At 62.3% G+C, this 18,214-nt stretch carries 22 protein-coding genes; 9 read left to right on the forward strand and 13 right to left on the reverse strand.

Annotated features, from left to right (window positions below; translation table 11 throughout):
* The first annotated feature begins 63 nt into the window (after positions 1-63).
* From CGZ66_RS20605 to CGZ66_RS20625, 5 genes are all read left to right on the forward strand, one after another.
* On the forward strand, positions 64-912 hold the full coding sequence (locus CGZ66_RS20605; RefSeq protein ID WP_167392188.1) for a DUF1194 domain-containing protein: 849 nt from the start codon (positions 64-66) through the stop codon (positions 910-912).
* Between the two features lie 88 nt (positions 913-1,000).
* A complete protein-coding gene (locus CGZ66_RS20610; protein ID WP_095087330.1) occupies positions 1,001-1,345 on the forward strand; it encodes a peptidase inhibitor family I36 protein in 345 nt (114 codons plus the stop codon).
* 163 nt (positions 1,346-1,508) lie between these two features.
* The gene (locus CGZ66_RS20615) at positions 1,509-2,459 is read left to right on the forward strand and encodes an ABC transporter substrate-binding protein (RefSeq protein WP_095087331.1); all 951 of its coding nucleotides are present in this window, start codon (positions 1,509-1,511) and stop codon (positions 2,457-2,459) included.
* 90 nt (positions 2,460-2,549) lie between these two features.
* Positions 2,550-3,323 (forward strand): ABC transporter permease, encoded by a 774-nt coding sequence (locus tag CGZ66_RS20620; RefSeq protein WP_095087985.1) that lies wholly within the window; start codon positions 2,550-2,552, stop codon positions 3,321-3,323.
* Positions 3,320-4,111: an ABC transporter ATP-binding protein gene (locus CGZ66_RS20625; RefSeq protein WP_095087987.1), complete on the forward strand. Its 792-nt coding sequence runs from the start codon at positions 3,320-3,322 to the stop codon at positions 4,109-4,111. Before CGZ66_RS20620 ends, CGZ66_RS20625 begins: the two co-directional genes overlap by 4 nt.
* Before the next feature lie 19 nt (positions 4,112-4,130).
* Here CGZ66_RS20625 and CGZ66_RS20630 read toward each other — a convergent pair whose 3' ends face one another.
* The 3 genes from CGZ66_RS20630 to CGZ66_RS20640 form a co-directional block, all read right to left on the reverse strand.
* Entirely contained in the window at positions 4,131-5,069 is a 939-nt protein-coding gene (locus CGZ66_RS20630) for a GlxA family transcriptional regulator (protein ID WP_425352300.1), read from the reverse strand.
* 349 nt (positions 5,070-5,418) lie between these two features.
* Positions 5,419-5,565 (reverse strand): hypothetical protein, encoded by a 147-nt coding sequence (locus tag CGZ66_RS20635; protein WP_167392179.1) that lies wholly within the window; start codon positions 5,563-5,565, stop codon positions 5,419-5,421.
* A gap of 327 nt (positions 5,566-5,892) precedes the next feature.
* Positions 5,893-6,078: a hypothetical protein gene (locus CGZ66_RS20640; RefSeq protein ID WP_095087335.1), complete on the reverse strand. Its 186-nt coding sequence runs from the start codon at positions 6,076-6,078 to the stop codon at positions 5,893-5,895.
* A gap of 219 nt (positions 6,079-6,297) precedes the next feature.
* Here CGZ66_RS20640 and CGZ66_RS20650 point away from each other — a divergent pair, with 219 nt between their 5' ends.
* Positions 6,298-7,197: a LysR substrate-binding domain-containing protein gene (locus CGZ66_RS20650; protein ID WP_095087339.1), complete on the forward strand. Its 900-nt coding sequence runs from the start codon at positions 6,298-6,300 to the stop codon at positions 7,195-7,197.
* Positions 7,198-7,425: 228 nt separating this feature from the next.
* On the opposite strand, the gene CGZ66_RS20655 is transcribed toward CGZ66_RS20650, so the two are convergent.
* The 3 genes from CGZ66_RS20655 to CGZ66_RS20665 form a co-directional block, all read right to left on the reverse strand.
* Complete coding sequence (locus tag CGZ66_RS20655; RefSeq protein ID WP_095087341.1) at positions 7,426-8,445, reverse strand: alpha/beta hydrolase fold domain-containing protein; 1,020 nt, start codon at positions 8,443-8,445, stop codon at positions 7,426-7,428.
* Between the two features lie 246 nt (positions 8,446-8,691).
* Positions 8,692-8,877 (reverse strand): hypothetical protein, encoded by a 186-nt coding sequence (locus tag CGZ66_RS20660; RefSeq protein ID WP_095087989.1) that lies wholly within the window; start codon positions 8,875-8,877, stop codon positions 8,692-8,694.
* A gap of 187 nt (positions 8,878-9,064) precedes the next feature.
* The gene (locus CGZ66_RS20665; protein ID WP_095087343.1) at positions 9,065-11,134 is read right to left on the reverse strand and encodes an ASKHA domain-containing protein; all 2,070 of its coding nucleotides are present in this window, start codon (positions 11,132-11,134) and stop codon (positions 9,065-9,067) included.
* Between the two features lie 89 nt (positions 11,135-11,223).
* Between CGZ66_RS20665 and CGZ66_RS20670 the strand changes: the two genes are divergently transcribed.
* Positions 11,224-11,466, forward strand: coding sequence for a hypothetical protein (locus CGZ66_RS20670; RefSeq protein WP_245331150.1), 243 nt, complete (start codon positions 11,224-11,226; stop codon positions 11,464-11,466).
* A gap of 79 nt (positions 11,467-11,545) precedes the next feature.
* Here CGZ66_RS20670 and CGZ66_RS20675 read toward each other — a convergent pair whose 3' ends face one another.
* From CGZ66_RS20675 to CGZ66_RS20700, 6 genes are all read right to left on the reverse strand, one after another.
* Positions 11,546-12,520: a methyltetrahydrofolate cobalamin methyltransferase gene (locus tag CGZ66_RS20675; RefSeq protein WP_095087357.1), complete on the reverse strand. Its 975-nt coding sequence runs from the start codon at positions 12,518-12,520 to the stop codon at positions 11,546-11,548.
* Positions 12,521-12,603: 83 nt separating this feature from the next.
* Positions 12,604-13,695: a methylenetetrahydrofolate reductase gene (locus CGZ66_RS20680; RefSeq protein ID WP_095087367.1), complete on the reverse strand. Its 1,092-nt coding sequence runs from the start codon at positions 13,693-13,695 to the stop codon at positions 12,604-12,606.
* Positions 13,692-14,303: a methylenetetrahydrofolate reductase C-terminal domain-containing protein gene (locus CGZ66_RS20685; protein WP_095087374.1), complete on the reverse strand. Its 612-nt coding sequence runs from the start codon at positions 14,301-14,303 to the stop codon at positions 13,692-13,694. The genes CGZ66_RS20680 and CGZ66_RS20685 overlap by 4 nt, the downstream gene beginning before the upstream one ends.
* Complete coding sequence (locus CGZ66_RS20690) at positions 14,296-14,598, reverse strand: virulence factor (protein ID WP_095087376.1); 303 nt, start codon at positions 14,596-14,598, stop codon at positions 14,296-14,298. Before CGZ66_RS20690 ends, CGZ66_RS20685 begins: the two co-directional genes overlap by 8 nt.
* A 204-nt stretch (positions 14,599-14,802) precedes the next feature.
* Complete coding sequence (locus CGZ66_RS20695) at positions 14,803-15,585, reverse strand: formyl transferase (RefSeq protein WP_095087992.1); 783 nt, start codon at positions 15,583-15,585, stop codon at positions 14,803-14,805.
* A gap of 86 nt (positions 15,586-15,671) precedes the next feature.
* Positions 15,672-16,247 carry a DUF4893 domain-containing protein gene (locus CGZ66_RS20700; protein WP_095087377.1) on the reverse strand — a complete coding sequence of 192 codons (576 nt, stop codon included), beginning with the start codon at positions 16,245-16,247 and terminating at the stop codon, positions 15,672-15,674.
* 121 nt (positions 16,248-16,368) lie between these two features.
* Here CGZ66_RS20700 and CGZ66_RS20705 point away from each other — a divergent pair, with 121 nt between their 5' ends.
* Positions 16,369-17,292 (forward strand): NAD-dependent epimerase/dehydratase family protein, encoded by a 924-nt coding sequence (locus tag CGZ66_RS20705; RefSeq protein ID WP_095087378.1) that lies wholly within the window; start codon positions 16,369-16,371, stop codon positions 17,290-17,292.
* Here CGZ66_RS20705 and CGZ66_RS20710 read toward each other — a convergent pair.
* Positions 17,289-17,921, reverse strand: a complete 633-nt coding sequence (locus CGZ66_RS20710) for a DUF1638 domain-containing protein (protein WP_095087380.1) — start codon at positions 17,919-17,921, stop codon at positions 17,289-17,291. The two genes, CGZ66_RS20705 and CGZ66_RS20710, sit on opposite strands and share 4 nt — an antisense overlap.
* 64 nt (positions 17,922-17,985) lie before the next feature.
* On the opposite strand from CGZ66_RS20710, the gene CGZ66_RS20715 reads away from it, so the two are divergent.
* Positions 17,986-18,126, forward strand: a complete 141-nt coding sequence (locus tag CGZ66_RS20715; protein WP_095087994.1) for an entericidin A/B family lipoprotein — start codon at positions 17,986-17,988, stop codon at positions 18,124-18,126.
* Positions 18,127-18,214 lie beyond the last annotated feature (88 nt).

Here is an 18,214-nt window from a genome sequence, read left to right on the forward strand (position 1 = left end):
AAGCCCGGCTCTTGGCCGGGCTTTTCACTTTTTAAACGGACGATTCTCGCTTACCCTTGCGGCATGTCTGCTTTTTCATGCGCGAGACATGTCTTGTCGGGCGGCGCCGCGATCGCAATGATGCTCTGGCTGACGCCGGTGTCCCTCGCGGATGAACCGGTCGACGTCGAGCTGGTGCTGGCCGTCGATGTTTCCCTGTCGATGTCGCCCGATGAACTTGAGATCCAGCGGCACGGCTACGCGGCGGCGCTGACGCACGACAACGTGCTGCAGGCGATCGCCGACGGCGCTCATGGCAAGATCGCCGTCACCTATTTCGAGTGGGCCGGCACCACCTGGCAGCGCGTCATCGTGCCGTGGACGGTGATCGCCAATCGCGCCGACGCGGATCGTGTGGTTGCGCAATTGTCGGCCCAGCCGCCCGGCAGCGCGCGGCGCACCTCGATCTCCGGCGCGCTGGAGTTCGGCAGCGATCTTTTTGCTGAAAGCGGCTACCAGGGAGACAAGCGGGTCATCGACATTTCGGGTGACGGCCCCAACAACCAGGGCGCGCCCGTCAACCTCACCCGCGACGGGCTGGTCAAGCAAGGCATCGTCATCAACGGACTGCCGCTGATGACCCGAGGCGGCTTTTCCGGCGCCTACGACGTCAACAATCTCGATCGCTACTACAGCGACTGTGTCATCGGCGGTCCTGGGGCCTTCATGATCCCGGTCAACGACTGGACGCAATTTCCCGAAGCCATACGCCGCAAGCTGGTGCTGGAACTTGCCGGCCCAGCCTCACCGCAATGGGCGGCGGAAGAAGCCGCGCATCCGCCTGTCGTATTGGCGCACGACGCGCCCGTCAGCGATTGTCTGGTCGGCGAGAAAATGTGGCGCAACCGCAGCTGGATGTTCGACAGCCGCTAGGCTTGCCTCTCCAACGGAAGCAATGGCAAACTGGCGAGGCCGCGCGATCGGGCGGCGGGGGCCGCGGTCAGAACTAGGAAAACACCAGATGAAACGTCTTGCCATCCTGACTGCTGTCGCATCCGTGCTGTTTGCTGACGGCGCCAGCGCCCAATACAATGATGAGCCCGCCTGCATCATGTTCGAGCACGCAAATTTTCGCGGGCGGTCTATCGGCATGGGGTCCGACGATTCCGTGAATTTTCGCGGCGGTCAGTTCTGGAACGACCGCGTGTCGTCGGTGATCGTCCGCCGTGGCTGCACGCTCGTTGCCTATGAGGACTCGCGGATGGGCGGCCGTTCGATCGAGATCAGGCGCAGGGTCCGTAATTTCGGCGGCAGCGAATGGAACGACCGCATCTCTTCGGCGGAGTGTTATTGCAACGACTACTGAAGGCATGCCGGATTTCTGGCGGCTGATGCCGTTTCGGCGGCGGGCGGGCGATCCAGTGGGGCTATCGGCGCCGGCCCGCGTTGCACCTCACCATCCTGTTCATTGACAAGCCGATTGGCCTCTGTGACACAATTTCCGCAGAGAAAACAAAAGGGGAACTGACATGACCAGGATCGCCGTTCTTGCCGCAACATTGACACTTGCCGCCGGCTTGTCCGCACCGGCGATGGCTGCCACATCTGTCACCATCGGCATCAGCGGCTGGACCGGCTTCGCGCCGCTGACGCTTGCCAAGCAGGCAGGCCTGTTCGAGAAGCATGGCCTCGACGTGACCTTGAAGAAGGTGCCGCAAGCGAGCCGGCCGCTCGCCATCGCCAGCGGCGACCTGCAATGCGCCGCCACCACGGTCGAGACCTGGCTGGTCTGGAATGCCAGCGGCGTCACCACCAAGCAGATCTTCCAGCTCGACAAGTCCTATGGCGCCGACGGCATCGTCGTCCGCAACGACATCAAGACCGTCGCCGATCTCAAGGGCAAGAATGTCGCGTCCTCGGCACCCGGCACGTCACCCTATTTCATGCTCGCCTGGGTGCTGAACAAGAACGGCATGTCGACCAAGGATGTGACCGTCGTCAATCTGGAGCCGGACGCGGCGGCGCAGGCCTTCCTCGCCGGCCAGAACGACGCCGCGGTCACCTATGAGCCGTTCATCTCGGCGGTGCGCGGCAAATCCGACCAGGGCCATATCCTGGCAACGACGCTCGACTACCCGATGGTGCTCGACACGGTCGGCTGCACGCCCGAATTCCTCAAGGCCAATCCCGATGCCGCCAAGGCACTTGCCGACAGCTATTTCGAAGCGCTCGACCTGATCAAGAGCGATCCGCAGAAATCCTACGAGATCATGGGCGCCGACGTGAAGCAGTCGGCCAAGGAGTTCGAGGATTCGGCGAAGTACCTGAAATGGGCCGACAAGGCCGAGAACAAGCAGTTCTTCACCAAGGAATTCCAGGACTTTTCCAAGACCGCCGGCGATCTTTTGCTGCAGATGGGGCTGATCAAGGAAGCGCCCGACGTCACCACGCTGGCCGACACCAGCGCGGTGTCGAACTGACAGTCCGGCCTTTAACCATTCTCGCGGCGGCGCTTGCGCCGCCGTTTTCTCCTGGACAAGTGACGATTTGAAGATGGGGACGATTTGAAGATGCGCCCCTTGCATCCAGTCTCGCCGGGCATCCGAACCGTGCTCGGCATTTCCTTCTTCGTGCTGTTCGTCGCCTTCTGGGCTTGGATCACGCTTGGCGGCCACGTCAATCGCATCTTCCTCGCCGATCCGCTGTCGATGCTGCGGGATGGCTGGCGGCTGCTGGTCGAGGATCGTTTCTGGCTCGACATATTGATCACCATCTGGCGGGTCTTCGGCGGCTTCCTGCTGGCCTCGGTCGTCGCGGTGCCGCTCGGTATTGCCATGGGCGCCTGGAAGCCGGTGGAGGCGTTTCTTGAGCCATTCGTCTCGTTTGCCCGTTACCTGCCGGCCTCGGCCTTCATTCCGCTGCTCATCCTGTGGGCCGGCATTGGCGAACTGGAAAAACTGCTCGTCATCTTCGTCGGCTCGGTGTTCCAGATCATCCTGATCATCGCGGTCAAGGTCGGCAGCACGCGGCGCGACCTGGTCGAGGCTGCCTATACGCTGGGCTCCACCAACAACGGCATCGTCAGCCGTGTAATCATGCCGGCCAATGCGCCGGAGATCGCCGAGACGTTGCGGCTGGTGCTCGGCTGGGCCTGGACCTATGTCATCGTCGCCGAGCTGATCGGCTCGTCCTCCGGCATCGGCTACATGATCATCAACAGCCAGTCGCGGCTGGCGACGGGGCAGATCATCTTCGGCATCATCGTCATCGGGCTGATCGGACTGTTGTCCGATTTCGCCTTCAAGGCCTTCAACCGCTGGCTCTTTCCGTGGAGCCTGGCGTGAGCAAGCTTCTCATCGAAGGCGTTTCGCGCACGTTCGCGGGCGTGCGCGGCGGGGAGCCGGTCAAGGCGCTGATGCCGGTCGACCTTGCGGTCGCCGCCAACGACTTCATCACCATCCTCGGTCCATCGGGCTGCGGAAAGTCGACATTGCTCAGAATTGTCGCCGGCCTGGAAGCGCCAAGCGAAGGCCGGGTGCTGCTCGACGGCAAGGCGGTGACCCGGCCTGGGCCGGATCGCGGCATGGTCTTCCAGTCCTACACGCTGTTTCCCTGGCTGACGGTGGCCGAGAACATCGCCTTCGGCCTGCGCGAACGCGGCATGCCCGAAAGGGAGCGTGACGGGATCGTTGCTTCCTATGTCGATCTCGTCGGTCTGAAAGGGTTCGAGAACCATTGGCCGAAGCAGCTTTCCGGCGGCATGCAGCAGCGCACGGCGATCGCCCGCGCTTTGGCCAACGATCCCGAGATCCTGTTGCTCGACGAGCCGTTCGGCGCGCTCGACAACCAGACGCGCGGGTTGATGCAGGAGTTGCTGCTCGGCATCTGGGAACGCCGCAAGAAAACGGTGCTGTTCGTCACCCACGACATCGAGGAGGCGATCTTCATGGCGTCGCGCGTGATCGTGATGACGGCGCGGCCCGGCCGCATCAAGTCGGATGTCGCCATCGACCTGCCGCATCCGCGCCACTACACGCTGAAGACCAGCCCGGAATTCTCGGCGCTGAAGGCACGGCTGACCGAGGATATCCGCGTCGAAGCGATGCGCACGGCGCAGACGCAGAGCGCCTAGGCAACCTTGATGTGCCGGCTCAAGCCGCCAGCAACTGCTTGCGGTCCACGCGCTCCTGCTGCGGTGATCGGGCATAGAGCTCGCGGTAGCATTTGGAGAAATGCGAGGCCGAGACGAAGCCGCAGGCGACCGCCACCTCGACCACCGGCATCGACGACTGGATCAGCAGATGCCTGGCGCGGTCGAGCCGGATTTCCAGATAGTAGCGGGCAGGGGACCGTCCCATCTCGGTGCGGAACAGCCGCTCGATCTGCCGGCGCGACAGGTCGACATGATCAGCGATCTCGATGAGCGACAACGGTTCGGACAGGTTCGCCTCCATCAGTTCGATGATGGTCAGCACCTTCGAGTTCTGCACGCCGAGCCGGGCGCGCAGCGGCAGGCGCTGGCGGTCGGTCGGGCTGCGCACGCGGTCGGTCAGCACCTGCTCGCAGACGCGGTTGACGAGGTTCTCGTCGAAATCGTCGCCGATCAGCTTCAGCATCATGTCGAGTGCCGCGGTACCGCCGGCGCAGGTGTAGATGTTCTGGTCGATCTCGAAGAGGTCGGCAAAGACATTGGCCTTCGGGAACGCCTCGGAAAAGCCCGGCAGGTTCTCCCAGTGGATGGCGCAGCGCTTGTTGGACAGCAGGCCCGCGGCGGCGAGGATATGCGCGCCCGTACAGAGGCCGCCGACGGCGACGCCGCGATTGTACTCCTCGCGCAGCCAGGCGAAGGCCGACTTGTTCTGATAGCGCTCGACATTGACGCCGCTGCAGACGATGGCCATGTTCGGCCGGTCAGGGCCCGCCATCTTCTTGCGCTCTTCCTCCAGCGACGTGTTGACCGCGCATTCGACCCCGTTCGAGGCGCGCACCGGCTTGCCGTCGATGCTGGCGAGGCGCCAGCGATAGGCCTCATAGCCAAGCATGCGGTTGGCCGAGCGCAACGGGTCGAGCGCGGTCGCAAACGCGATCATGGTGAAATCGGGAATAAGAAAGAATACAAACGATCGCTTGATCGGATGCTTTACGGCGTTCAAGGGAACCTCACGCAGCCATGACGCGAACAGGATGTCGCGATTAGCATAGCGACATCAGGAAAAACCATGTCTGTCAATCGGCTACGCGGCCAGGACACGATTAAATTTGCGACATGGGTCGCAAATGGGCAATCGGGTGTTCAGCGAGGCCTGCACGCGACGCCCAACTGTTCAGGAACAGGCAGATCACGCCTTGCGGGGGGAAACAAAAACGCCGCCTTGGGAGGAACCAGGCGGCGTTGCAGTTTTAAAGCAGCGGCAGGGAAGCGCTGCCTGCAAGAAAAGTTCAGGCGACGAAGCCGAGGCGCGCCGCAGCCATCGCGCCGGTCTGGCCGGGCATGGTGTTGGCAAGGCGCTGACGCTCGAGAGCGGTGGTCAGGTTCATTTCGCGGCGGGCGAAGAGGCGGGCAAAAAGCTTCATGATGATCTCCATTCTGTTGCTCAGACGGGTCGCCTTCGCTTGATGGAGTGGGGCAGCTCGTTTGCTGACGCTGATATAGGCTTGTGCTGCGTAAAACTAAATCGCAAAAGCGAAGCGCTTGTTATGAAATGCGACACCGATTGCGACAATTTTGGGCAGCATGCTCGAAATTTACGATTGTTTACAAGGGACTAATTGGGAAACCGGGTCGCTATGCGGCTTGCTCATATGCGTCATGCGCTGGCGACATGGCTCCAAAACTCATTTGAATACAAATAAAACAAAGAAGGCCTGCCGGGCGGCTTGCGCGGCAGGCCTTCAGCACATGGTACACACGATTTACTTTGCTCCAGCCCACGATCCGACGCCGTTGCGAACCCCGGTCTTGGTGTCGGCAGCTTCAGGCCAGCCGATGTCCTTCTGCAGTTCGATCGGCAGGGAGTGGATGGCACGTTCGGTCTGGTAGCGGGCGCGGGCTGCGCTAAATTCGGTCGCGATCCGACCGATGGACGACAGGATAGACATTTCTTTCTCCTTTGGTGCTGGCGGATGCCAGACGGTGAGTTGGTTACGTCGCTTTTGTTTCAACTGCATTTCATGTCGATTGCAGGTTTGTATCGTGGTCGTTTCGGGGCCACTTCCAATGCGTCCTGCCTCGATGATGTTGACTATCGTCCCAATCTGATGTTCAATCAAACGAAATGGAATGATGCTTTGTATCAGAAAAATTGAAGGTCGATTCCCATGAACGCCCCACTCAATCATCCACTGCCACTGCTCGATCTCGACGTTTTGCGCACTTTCGTGGCGATTGCAGAGACAGGCAGCTTCACCACCGCCGCCAATGCCGTCTTCCGCACGCCGTCGGCTGTCTCCATGCAGATCAAGAAGCTGGAGGACATTCTCGGCCGCTCGGTGTTCGCGCGCGACGCCCGCTCGGTGTCGCTGACCACGGATGGCGAAATGCTGCTCGGCTATGCCCGCAGGCTGCTGTCGATCAACCGCGAGGTGGTGTCGAAATTCATCATTCCCGAGATTGTCGGCGTTGTCCGGCTCGGCTCGCCGGATGACTATGGCGAGCGCGTGCTGCCGCATGTGCTGAAGCGTTTTGCGCAATCGCATCCGTCGATCGCCGTCGACGTCACCATCGACCAGAGCAGCAATCTGCGCCGGCGCATGGACGACCGCGCGCTCGACATCACGCTCTTGACCAACTCCTACAAGACCAGTGCGCTCGGCGCCGAGGTGCTGCTCACCGAGCCGATCGTCTGGGCCGGTGCCAAGGGCGGCTGCGCGCATCTGCGCGAACCCTTGCCGGTATCGCTCTGGGAAGAGGGCTGCGCCTGGCGGGCCGGCGCACTTGAGGCGCTTGGACGCGAAGGCCGCAACTATCGCATCGCCTATATGAGTGCGCACACGGCCGGCCAGCGCGCCGCGATCATGTCCGATCTCGCCGTGGCGCCGCTGCCGAAGTCATTCCTCGGCAACGACATGGTCGAACTCTGCCCGAAGGACGGGATGCCCGACATTGGCACTTACAATCTGGCGATGGTGGTGGCGCCGGACGCCAGCGCGCCGGTCAAGGCCGTTGCCGACCATATCCGCGCGACCTTCGAAGTGTTCCGGGAAACCGGCAAGTTCTGATACGCCGGCTGTGAACCGCGTTTCAGTGCTCAGCGATCTTATCACATGTGGGAAGCCGATTGATGTTCTGGCTGCAAACGTAAGCGACCTGGGTTGGTCCGAGACGCCCGTGGTCGTCCTGACCACTGATCATATTTTGAGTGTGCTCCGACGGTTCCAGGAAGGAGAGCTCACCGCTGCGGACGTGGAGGCCTGGGCAGATCTGATCGAATGCAGGGAAGATATCGACTACCAGCCAGAGCGAGATGAAGACATAGTGGAAGCAATTTTCGTGCTGGCCAATCCGGTGTTGAATGGTTCGTTAGATGAAGCCTTGACCGACCAGGTGATCGCCTCGATCTCGGCTTGACCAAAGGTTTTTTCCCCGGTCAGGAAGGTCACGATGCTGTCGCGCGCCCGCCGTGCTTCAGGCATGTCGATCAGTGGCCAAACGTGGAACATACCTTCCTCGTAGACGACCTCGACCTCGACGCCGACGGCGCGCGCCTTTTGCGCGAAGATCAGATTGTCAGGACTGAGGAGGTCGTGCGAGCCGGTTAGGAGCAGCGTTTTAGGCAGCACCGAGAGGTCGCCATAGAGCGGGCTGATGTGCCAGTCGCTGCGATCGAAGCCGGCGCTGTAGAGCCGGACAGCCTCCATCCCGCCCGAAATGCCCAGCCAGGGGTCGCGGCGTTCGGCCTCGAACACTTCGGGGTTGGAAAGCGACATGTCGAGGCCGGGCGAAATCAGCACATGGCGCGACGGCAGGGGCAGGGCCTGTTCCGCGGCCATCATGGTCAGCACGACGGCCATGTTGCCGCCGGCGGAATCGCCCATGAAGACGATATCCTCGGCCTCTGTCTCGTCGAGCATCCGGCGGTAGACGTCGCCGACCATGCCGAACATGGCGTGGAAATCGTGTTCGGGAGCGATGGGATAGATCGGCACGGTGATGCCGTAGCCCAGCCGGTTGGCCATGTCGGCGATCAAGTGCCAGTGATAGGGCGTGATTTCAAAGACATAGGCGCCGCCGTGCAGATAGAGCATCCGCTTCTGCTCGCCGGCCCTAGGTGCGATTTCATAGACGGGGAAGCCATCGACCGTATGCATCTGGATGTCGAGATGCTGATGCAGTGAGGCGGGCGGCTGGTGGGACTCGGTCTTGCGCGCGGCAGCGATCCACCGCTGCAGGTTTTCCGGGCTGGAAAACGCCTTCTTGCGGCTGTGCCGGAGCACGAAGGATACGACGTGGCTTTTCAAACTTGGCATGCGGGATACACGAACTTCGGCGGCAGCCGACTAAGAGAATTCCCCTCTCTGGCGAAGATCGTGCCGTGGCCGAAAATGTCAAGTTTTACGCTATGTCTACACGGTGGTGTGATCCGCGCCGTGGTGCTTGCGCCGGCGGTCAGCGCCGCAGCAGAAGCGCGGCGCGCAGCGGGGTATTGTCAGGCGCCGAGGCCTCATGGGGGCTCCGACGCCTGACGAGCAGTTTGCATTTGTCGGCGAATGTCATCAGCGCGCCGTGCCCAGAAGCAGCGAGATGAGCGCGGCCTGCGGGTCGTTCGGCGGCGATGCCGGCCAACCAATGTCCTTCTGGACATGCGGCGGCAGGCTGTTCATGGCCCGGATCGACTTCTTCCTGTCGTGGTCAAACTTGATGGCCGCACCATAACGGCCGAGGCTTTCGAACATCGACATTTTGGTTTCCTCCGGAAGGTCACTGCGGCAGGAAGACATTTCCGGCCGGCCTTCGACGCTGGCTTAAATGCGCCGCGCATGTTTCCAGCGGATTTCACGAAAACAACACTTCGGTTTCGGAATCAGCAGATCCGGAAACATTTGCATACAAATGAGTTGGAGAGGCTGGCGACCTGGGCGCGCCCGCTTATTCCCGGCCGCGCCGGGCGGCGTGGCCCTCGCGCGAACGCCGGCGCGGAGCGGCGTCGCCGGCGACACCGTCCTCGCTGACCGTCTTGCGCGGCGGCAGTTTCACCGCCGCCGACAGTTTCGGGAACGGATCGATCTTGTTGGGCAGCGCCATGGCGTAGACGAAATGCTCCTGGAATTTCGGTTCCAGCGCGGTCTCGATCTTCTCGATCTTGCTGACCGTGTCCTCGATCTCGCGGCGATAGCCGCGGTTGAGCAGCGCCATGCGCGCACCGGCACCGGCGGCGTTGCCGACAGCCGAGACCTTGTCGAGATCGCAATCCGGGATCAGGCCCAGCACCATGGCGTATTTCGGATCGATGAAGGAGCCGAAGGCGCCGGCGAAATGGATGCGGTCGACATGATCGGTGTTCTGCTTTTCCATCAACAGCTTGGTGCCGGCATAAAGCGCAGCCTTGGCGAGCTGGATGGCGCGCACGTCGGTCTGGGTGATGGTGATCTTCGGCTCGCCTTCCTTCAGCACGTAGGAGAAGGTGCGGCCATTGGCGGTGACACGCGGCGAGCGGGCGACAAGTCCGCCGTCGATGACGCCGTCCTCGGAGATGATGCCGGAGAGATACATCTCGGCGACGACCTCGATGATGCCGGAGCCGCAGATGCCGGTGACGCCGGTCGCCTGCACGCTGTCGAGGAAGCCAGCCTCGTCGGACCACAATTCCGAGCCGATGACGCGATATTTCGGCTCCAGCGTGTCGGGATCGATGCGCACGCGCTCGATGGCACCGGGCGCTGCGCGCTGGCCGCCGGAGATTTCCGCGCCCTCGAAGGCGGGGCCGGTGGGCGAGGAGGCGGCGACGACGCGCGTGCGGTTGCCAAGCACGATCTCGGCATTGGTGCCGACGTCGACGATCAGCATCATCTCGTCCTGGCGATGCGGGCCTTCCGACAGCGTCACCGCCGCCGCATCGGCGCCGACATGGCCGGCGATGCAAGGCAGCATGTAGAGCCGGGCGCCCTGGTTGAGCTTCAGGCCGATATCGGATGCCTTGACGTGCACCGCGCCTGAAACCGCTAGTGCGAAAGGCGCGCCGCCAAGCTCGGTCGGGTCGATGCCGAGGAACAGATGGTGCATGATCGGATTGCCGACGAAGACGGAATCCAGGATGTCGTTGCGGTGGACATTGCCTTCGGCGCAGACCTTGTCGACCAGGCCGGAGATCGCTTCGCGCACGGCGACCGTCATGCCTTCGCGACCGTCGGGGTTCATCATCACGTAGGAGACCCGGCTCATCAGGTCCTCGCCGAAGCGGATCTGCGGGTTCGACGTGCCCGACGAGGCGGCGACGCGGCCCGACAGCAGCGACACCAGATGCATGGCAATGGTGGTCGAGCCGATATCGCAGGCCAACCCATAGGCTTCGTTCTTAAGGCCCGGCCACAAAGCGATGACGCGTGCGGTCTCCGAGTCGGCATCCTTGTAGATGGCAGCGGTGGCGGTCCAGCTGCCCTTGCGCAGAATGCCTTGCACTTGCGGCAAGAGATAAAAATCGAAGTCCAGGCTCTTGAGGTTCCAGTCCTTCATCAGGGCGATCTTGAGGCGGTCGAGATCCCCGAGCGGCTTATGCATGTCGGGCTCTTCGATTTCGACATAGCACATGCGGATTGCCGCATCGCGGGCGATCACCCTAGTGTCGGCATCCTTGCGGATGGTCTGCGCGTTGATGACCGTGTCCTGAGGCACGTCGATGACGAGGTCGCCGAGGATCTGCGCCGAGCAAGAGAGGCGGCGCCGTTCGGGCAGGCCGCGCACGCGCTCGTAGCGCTCTTCCTTGGCGCCCTTGGGCGAGATGTGGTCGTTGGAGGAGACGATCTTGTGCTTGGCGAAATTGCCTTCCTGCACTTCGATCTGGCAGCGCCCACAGGTAGCGCGTCCGCCGCAGACGCTTTCGACATAGACGCCGAGCTGGCGCGCGGCATCGAGCACCGGCGTGCCGACAGGAAACCGCCCTCGCTTGCCCGACGGCATGAACAGCACGAGCGGATCGGTGATGTTGGCAGGTGAATTCATGCTTGCACGCGTCTCGATGACGATTGTCGATGCCGTTTAACGGATCGTTTCGCTATTGGGCGGAATGTTTGATGGTCCAGAGGCCAATCATGTCCGATCTCCTCCTGTCCGCCATAACAACCGCTTTTACCATGGTGCGCCTGCTGCGCGGCCCATGGCTGCGCAATCCGCAATATCTGGCGTCCGGTATTGTCGGCGCGATTGTCGGAGCCTTGCTGCTCCACGGGTTCTGGCCGGCCGCCGACGACGACTTGATTGTCGGCGGGCTGACCGGCATTTTCGGGTCGTGGTCGGGAATGGTGCTGTTCGACGCTATTTTGGGCATGGCCTGACCGAAACGCACACCGGTCCGACGGCATCATCTGCACGATCGGTTCGGTGAGGTTTGCAGGACAGTCCACGATTGCGCGCTTATCCCCGACCCATCCGGGCTTCACGGCCGCCACGGCGGCGGCCACCATTGCCGGCGCCTTCGCCTGGCGCGTTGACGGCCACGGGTGCGGCGACCGCCTGGCCGCCTTCGGCCGGCTTGTAGTCCTTGTAGGTCCTGATCCAGTTGGTGCAGTTCTCGTCGGTGCCGTTGAGCACATTGGCGCCGCGCACGGCTTCCATTTCCTGCGGGCGCACCGGGTTCATGATGGCGCTGGTCATGCCGGCGCCGATCACCATCGGGATGAAGGCGGCATTGATGCCGTGGCGATGCGGCAGGCCAAAGGAGATATTGGACAGGCCGCAAGTGGTGTTCACCTTGAGCTCTTCGCGCAGCCGACGCAGCAGCGCGAACACCTGGCGGCCGGCATCGCCGAGCGCGCCGATCGGCATCACCAGAGGGTCGACGACGACGTCGTGCGCGGGAATGCCGAAATCGGCGCAACGCTGCACGATCTTCTTGGCGACGGCAAAGCGCACATCCGGGTCCATCGAAATGCCGGTCTCGTCATTGGAGATGGCGACGACAGGCACGTTGTACTTCTTGACCAGCGGCAGGATGGCTTCGAGCTTTTCTTCCTCGCCGGTGACGGAGTTGACCAGCGGCCGGCCCTTGGCGACCTTCAGTGCGGCCTCGATGGCTGCGGTGACGGAACTGTCGATCGACAGCGGCAGGTCGACCAGGCCCTGGACGATCTCCAGCGTCTGCACCAGCAGGCCAGGCTCGGTTTCGTTCGGGTTGACCGAGGTGACGCCGGCATTGACGTCGAGCATGGTGGCGCCACAGGCTGCCTGCTCGAGCGCGTCCTTGATGACGGTCTCGAAATTGCCCACGATCATCTCCGCGGCCAGCTTCTTGCGGCCGGTCGGATTGATGCGCTCGCCAATCACGCAGAACGGCTGGTCGAAGCCGATGATGATTTCTCGTGTCGCCGAGGCGACGATGGTTCGGGTCATGAATTCTCTCTCCGCCGTGATATAAAGATTTCTTTATATCGTTGTCTGGTTTCGTTCAAGCGAACGGGTGCTCGTCCGCGCCGTCAGTGCGCGGTCTTCACCATGTCCACCTGGGTTTCGGTGATGTCGTCGTGCAGTATGTGCCCGAGCCGGTCGGCGACCATCTGGTCATCGCGACGGATTTCACGCTTCCATGGCTGGCGGCCCTTCAGCACGCCCGATTCATCGACGATCTCGGCGACATATTCCTCCTGGCGATAGGCCATCACATGGACGCCGGAGACGCCGGAGATTTCCTTCACCTCATTGATGATGTCGATGCAGAGCTGCTTGCCTTCCTTCTTCTGGTCCTGCGCGCCCTCCAGCCGCTTGATGACCGAATCGGGGATGTGAATGCCCGGCACGTTGGAGCGGATCCACTTGGCTGTCTTGGCCGAGGCCAGCGGGCCGACGCCAACCAGGACGAAGCACTGTTCGGTGTAGCCGAGGTCGCGCACCTTCTGCATGTAGGTGCGGAACATCGGCACGTCGAAACAATATTGGCTCTGCACGAATTGCGCCCCGGCGGCGATCTTCTTGCCCAGCCGATGCGGGCGGAAGTCGATCGGCGGTGCGAACGGGTTGATTGCAGCTCCGAGGAAAAGCTGCGGCGGCGTGGTCAGCTTGCGGCCGGACAGGAACTTGCCATTGTCGCGCATGATGCGGCAGGTTTCCAGGAGCGACATGCAATCGAGGTCGAACACGGGCTTGGCGCCGGGCTGGTCGCCAGCCTGCACGCCGTCGCCGGTGAGGCACAGCATGTTGGCGACGCCCATTGCCGCACCGCCCAGCACATCGCCTTGGATGGCGATGCGGTTCTTGTCGCGGCAGGCGATCTGCATGATCGGCGCATAGCCCATGCGGGTCAAAAGCGCACAGATGCCGACCGACGACATGTGGCAGTTGGCGCCCGAGGCGTCGACGGCGTTGATGGCATCGACCCAGCCGTCGAAGATCTTCGCCCGGTTGTAGACGTCTTCCGGATCGGCGCTGTCGGGCGGATTGAGCTCCGTCGTCACCGCGAATTCGCCGCGCCTCAGCACGCGCTCCAGCCGGCCACGTGAAGTATGGCCGGGCATGGGCTCGAGCGGCAGATGGATGCCGGCCGGGTTCTCGTCGCGCTGGCTTCCGATCATGCCGATGCCCCGGTGTTTGCCGCCCTATTCTTGGCGGCAGCGGCGGCTTCGCGCGCGGCGGCGGCCTGCGCGGTGACCCGCAGCCAGGCCGAGGTTTCACGCAGCGACTGGTCGACCGGCTTCTGCACGGTCAGGATCCTGTCGCCGTGGACCATGTTCTGGGAGCCTTCCCAGGCCTTGACCCAGACGCAGGGCATATCAGGCTCGACCTCGCAATTGCCGTTGGCGCGCACGCCGCCGCAAGGGCCGTTGCGCAATTGCTTGGGGCAGTTCATCGGGCACGACATGCCGGTCGAGGACAATATGCATTGGCCACACATGCGGCAGTCGAACATGAAGCCCTTGACGCGCTTCTCGACAAATTTGACCGGCCCTTCGACACGGCCGTAGCCGATGCCCTTCCACAAGGGGTGGAGGAGCAGGAACATGTCGGCGAATCTGGCATAGAACCATTCGAGCAATCGCGAGTGCCGCACCGACCAAAGTCTGACCGCGAACGAACGCTGCACGCGCCGCTGCGGCGACACGTCGGCCGGCTTGTAGTCGGATTTCGGCGCTGCCTTCTTGACCAGGGTGGCCTGGGTAACCGTTGGCTGGGTGTCAGACATTTTCTTTGCCGCCCGCCTTGACCAGAGCGACCAGCCGCTCACGGTCGTATGTCGTGTCGATATCCTGGAACGCCTTCTCGACCTCGGCTTCGAGGTCGTCGCCGACCGCAACAGGATCGGCCTTGCGCCATTCGGCCAGATAGTCGTCGGTGCCGCCGGCGCCGGTGCGCATGGCGCACATGTCGATCGCTTCGGTGAAGCGCAGCGGCAGTTCGCGCTTGGCGTTCTGCCGGCCCTTCTTGACGATGACCTGGGCAGGGATGTCGCGCCAGTAGACGACGATCAGATCGGCCATGAATTCTCACTCCTCGATGGAGCGAGCATTGCCGGAAGCGCAGTTGGGCCGCTTGTTATGGGACGACGCGCGCGCATTCAAAAGCGACGCATTCGGATGTCGTAAAATGAAAGGTGCGTTTATTCGTTTCCGGCGTGTGCCGGCGGCAGGTTCTATGCGTCGGAAAAGCCGGCGCGGTGCACCCGATCGCGGATCATGATTGCGCTACCAAATGCCGGTTCTCAGGCCTGTCCAGAGGTAGAACCAGATCGTGGGGTGATACCATTGTTTCGACGGCAGGCCCGGGTCGATGGTGGCAAGTTTTCCGGCCAGGACGTCGCTGACCGCTTCGACGCAGATGTCGCGCGAAAACGCCGCCTGGCGCAGCGCGTAGCTCGAAATGCTGTCGCCGCGTCTGGGCTGAGCGCGCACCTGTTTCAACACCGCGCCCGTATCGACGCCGGCATCGACCAGATGCACGGTGGTGCCGAAATTCTGCGCATCACCTGATGCCAGAGCCCAATAGCCGCCATTCATCCCGCGATATTTCGGCGTGATGCCCGCATGGTAGTTGAGCACCGGGCAGGGCATTTTGCGCAGCATCTCGGCCGAGATCAGTCGGCAACCGTTGAGCAGCACGACGCCTGGCTGGATCTTTTGGATCGCCTGCAGGCACTCAGGCCCATTGGCCGAGGCCACCTGGATAATCTCCTGGCCTGGTCGCGGCTCAACCTCCAGTCTCTCCTCGGCGATCAATCGCGCGCTATGGCGAGCCAGCAGCCGCTTGCCCACCCTGTTCAGCACCATCGTACCAAGCTGGCCCATGGCCGAAACCCAACCCTGGCGGCGAGCCCGGCCACGCAGCAATTGCTTTTTGGATTCAGGGGTTTCGAGGATGACGCTGACAGGACCGACGCGATCGGCGATTGCGTTGATCATGGCCCAGACATGCTGGCCGCCGCCGGTCACGACGACGATCGACGCGCTGGTTCCAACCCGTGAAGACATGGCCCGCTTTCCTGACTTGCAAGCGGCCGGCTGCCGCATGCTGGCCGGATTTGTTCCGGAATGGGGTTAAATCTTGATGACCACGCTCAGCGCTTGAACTCGATGATGTCGAGCTTCGATTCGTAATAGGGTGCTGGAAATTCAATGCGCCATTGGCTGGCGCTGTTGCGGAAGGCATAGCCGACCTGGTCGGACTGCGGGCCACTGCCATAGGGTTTTGCCGGATCGCTGTTGACGTAGGCCGAGCCAAGGTAAATCGCGCGCTTCTCGCCATCGTCGAAGAAACGGCCCTTGGTGCGTTGCGAGCCGCTGATCTTTTCCAGTCGCCAGCCGGAGCCGTCGTCGGTGACCTTGCACTTGAACCAGCCATAGATGACGAGCGGCAATGGTCCGCCGGCCTTGATGGTGCGGCACTGCCAGTTGCCGGTCAGGTCCTTTTCGGAAAACGCCACCAGCGGTTTTGCCAGCAAGGCGTCGAGCTGCTTGACCTCGGCCGGATCTCCCGCCTTCGCCTCGGCCAGCGCCTCCTTGCGGGTCTCGCCATATTTGTCGAGCCGTGTCTTGTCGGCGGCGGTGATCAGTTTCTGCACCTCACCATCGGCAAGGGCGGGAAGGGTGCAGCAGAGCAGACCGACAGCGGCGAGCAGTGGGCGAAGGATCATAGGAGGCCTCCCGGTTGATGTCTCGAGCAGCGCCGCTGCTGACCTGGTGCATAACTATCGGGTCGCTGGCGCCTGTCATCCGTGCTTAACAGCGTCACGGTCAAAAATCATGGTGTGACGAATGCGAATCTTGCTCACGGGATCGTCGGGTTGGCTGGGCAGCGCACTGGCGCCGCGCCTGCGGGCCCTCGGCCACGATGTCATCGGCCTCGATCCCGTTCCATCGAGGGAGACCCGGATTGTCGGCTCGATCGCCGATCGTAACCTGGTACTACGCACTGTCCGCGACAACCAGTTCGAGGCGATCATCCACAGCGGTGCGCTGCACAAGCCCAATATCGAGAACCGCGCCAACACTGATTTTGTTGCGACCAACGTGCAAGGCACGTTGAACCTGCTCGACGCGGCGGTGATGTCCGGCGTGGAGCGTTTCGTCTTCACGTCGACGACCTCGCTGATGATTTCGCAGGCGATACGCGACGGGTTCGAGGGTGGTGCGCGCAAGGCCGCCTGGCTGACCGAGGCGATGTCGCCCGAGCCGCGCAACATCTACGGCGTCACCAAGCTTTCGGCCGAACATCTTTACCGCCTCTATCATATCCAGCACGGCCTGCCGGTGGTGGTGTTGCGCACTGCCCGCTTCTTTCCCGAAGCCGACGACATGGCGCATGCGATCGAACAGTCGGATGCCAACACCAAGGCCAATGAACTGCTGTTTCGCCGGTTGACGGTGGATGACGCGGCCGCTGCCCACATCCTTGCCCTCGAAAAGGCGCCGCGGCTCGGTTTCGACATTTTCATCGTCTCGGCGCCGACGCCGTTCCGGCCCGATGATTGCGCGGCACTGATCGCCGATGCCCCGTCGGTCGTCGCGCGCTATTTTCCGGACTTTCCGGCGCTCTACGCGCGAAAAGGCTGGACGATGTTTGCCTCCATCGATCGCGTCTATGACGCCTCGCGGGCAAGCGACCGGCTGGGTTTCATCTGCCGGACGAGCTTTGCCGATGTGCTTGCGGAGTTGCGGACGGAAGTGGGCGCCGCCTAGCCAGCGTGTGCCGCGGCCTGCGCCATTCCGGCCGTCAGGTCGCCATAGCCGGTCGCCCGGCGCTCGTAGGCGAGGCCGAGCAATTTTGCGGCTTTTTCCGCGACCTTGTCCAACTCCGGATCGTCGGTCTGGGCGAGGTAGATCAGCTTCTCGTAGTTGCCGAAATAGTCCTTGATCAGCTCCGGGTGCTTGTCGAGGCCGAGCGGCTTCATGAAGAAGGCGTCGAACTGACGACACAGGAAATCGGTCATGTAGAAGGACATCATGTCGTCGTCGGCGACTTTCGCATAGGCCTCCATGCCTTGATAGAAGGCAAAGCAATGCGGGCCGGCCATGCGCTCGACGCCGTGCTTCTCGCAGATCCGGTCGAGCAGGCCACCGGTGCCACAATCGGCATAGCCGACGAAGATGTGTTCGTAGCCGTCCGCCTTGGCCTTCTCGATGGCCTTGTCCATGGCCGGCGCGATGCGATCCGGATAGAAATGAAATTCCGCCGGCAGGCAGGTCAGATCGAGGTGATCCAGTCCGAGCTGTTCCTTGACGGCCAGAACTTCGCGCGCAATCATCCCACAGGCGATGACGAGCAGCCTGTCGTCTTGATTCGGTTTCGTTTTTTGTATCTTGGCCATGGAACCAGTCGAGCCGGCCTTCGTTGCTGCGGGGCTAATTTATCTATTGAGGGAGACACCGTCCATGAAACTGTTACGCATCGCGCCGATAGCCATCCTTGCCTGCGCCCTGGCCCTTACGGCATGTGCGAACACCGTCCGCGGCGTCGGCAAAGATGTCAAATCGACGGCCAGGGCGGTCGAGGACACCGTCACCAAGCCCTGATCCGCACACAGCCTCACCCACCACTTGGGAACAAAAAAGCCGCGCTGCAAGGCGCGGCCTTTTTCCATTGTCCATGCCGGATTGGCCA

Source organism: Mesorhizobium sophorae, assembly GCF_002270415.1.
Classification (GTDB): domain Bacteria; phylum Pseudomonadota; class Alphaproteobacteria; order Rhizobiales; family Rhizobiaceae; genus Mesorhizobium; species Mesorhizobium sophorae.

Excerpts from the sequence above, each read along its gene's own strand:
- CGZ66_RS20615 (WP_095087331.1), top strand. The coding sequence starts at position 1,509 with ATGACCAGGATCGCCGTTCTTGCCGCAACATTGACACTTGCCGCCGGC.
- CGZ66_RS20685 (WP_095087374.1), bottom strand. The coding sequence starts at position 14,303 with ATGTCTGACACCCAGCCAACGGTTACCCAGGCCACCCTGGTCAAGAAG.
- CGZ66_RS20650 (WP_095087339.1), top strand. The coding sequence starts at position 6,298 with ATGAACGCCCCACTCAATCATCCACTGCCACTGCTCGATCTCGACGTT.
- CGZ66_RS20680 (WP_095087367.1), bottom strand. The coding sequence starts at position 13,695 with ATGATCGGAAGCCAGCGCGACGAGAACCCGGCCGGCATCCATCTGCCG.
- CGZ66_RS20655 (WP_095087341.1), bottom strand. The coding sequence starts at position 8,445 with ATGCCAAGTTTGAAAAGCCACGTCGTATCCTTCGTGCTCCGGCACAGC.
- CGZ66_RS20700 (WP_095087377.1), bottom strand. The coding sequence starts at position 16,247 with ATGATCCTTCGCCCACTGCTCGCCGCTGTCGGTCTGCTCTGCTGCACC.
- CGZ66_RS20630 (WP_425352300.1), bottom strand. The coding sequence starts at position 5,069 with ATGATCGCGTTTGCGACCGCGCTCGACCCGTTGCGCTCGGCCAACCGC.
- CGZ66_RS20635 (WP_167392179.1), bottom strand. The coding sequence starts at position 5,565 with ATGGAGATCATCATGAAGCTTTTTGCCCGCCTCTTCGCCCGCCGCGAA.
- CGZ66_RS20665 (WP_095087343.1), bottom strand. The coding sequence starts at position 11,134 with ATGAATTCACCTGCCAACATCACCGATCCGCTCGTGCTGTTCATGCCG.
- CGZ66_RS20690 (WP_095087376.1), bottom strand. The coding sequence starts at position 14,598 with ATGGCCGATCTGATCGTCGTCTACTGGCGCGACATCCCTGCCCAGGTC.
- CGZ66_RS20715 (WP_095087994.1), top strand. The coding sequence starts at position 17,986 with ATGAAACTGTTACGCATCGCGCCGATAGCCATCCTTGCCTGCGCCCTG.
- CGZ66_RS20640 (WP_095087335.1), bottom strand. The coding sequence starts at position 6,078 with ATGTCTATCCTGTCGTCCATCGGTCGGATCGCGACCGAATTTAGCGCA.
- CGZ66_RS20620 (WP_095087985.1), top strand. The coding sequence starts at position 2,550 with ATGCGCCCCTTGCATCCAGTCTCGCCGGGCATCCGAACCGTGCTCGGC.
- CGZ66_RS20660 (WP_095087989.1), bottom strand. The coding sequence starts at position 8,877 with ATGTCGATGTTCGAAAGCCTCGGCCGTTATGGTGCGGCCATCAAGTTT.
- CGZ66_RS20670 (WP_245331150.1), top strand. The coding sequence starts at position 11,224 with ATGTCCGATCTCCTCCTGTCCGCCATAACAACCGCTTTTACCATGGTG.
- CGZ66_RS20695 (WP_095087992.1), bottom strand. The coding sequence starts at position 15,585 with ATGTCTTCACGGGTTGGAACCAGCGCGTCGATCGTCGTCGTGACCGGC.
- CGZ66_RS20705 (WP_095087378.1), top strand. The coding sequence starts at position 16,369 with ATGCGAATCTTGCTCACGGGATCGTCGGGTTGGCTGGGCAGCGCACTG.
- CGZ66_RS20675 (WP_095087357.1), bottom strand. The coding sequence starts at position 12,520 with ATGACCCGAACCATCGTCGCCTCGGCGACACGAGAAATCATCATCGGC.
- CGZ66_RS20710 (WP_095087380.1), bottom strand. The coding sequence starts at position 17,921 with ATGGCCAAGATACAAAAAACGAAACCGAATCAAGACGACAGGCTGCTC.
- CGZ66_RS20610 (WP_095087330.1), top strand. The coding sequence starts at position 1,001 with ATGAAACGTCTTGCCATCCTGACTGCTGTCGCATCCGTGCTGTTTGCT.
- CGZ66_RS20605 (WP_167392188.1), top strand. The coding sequence starts at position 64 with ATGTCTGCTTTTTCATGCGCGAGACATGTCTTGTCGGGCGGCGCCGCG.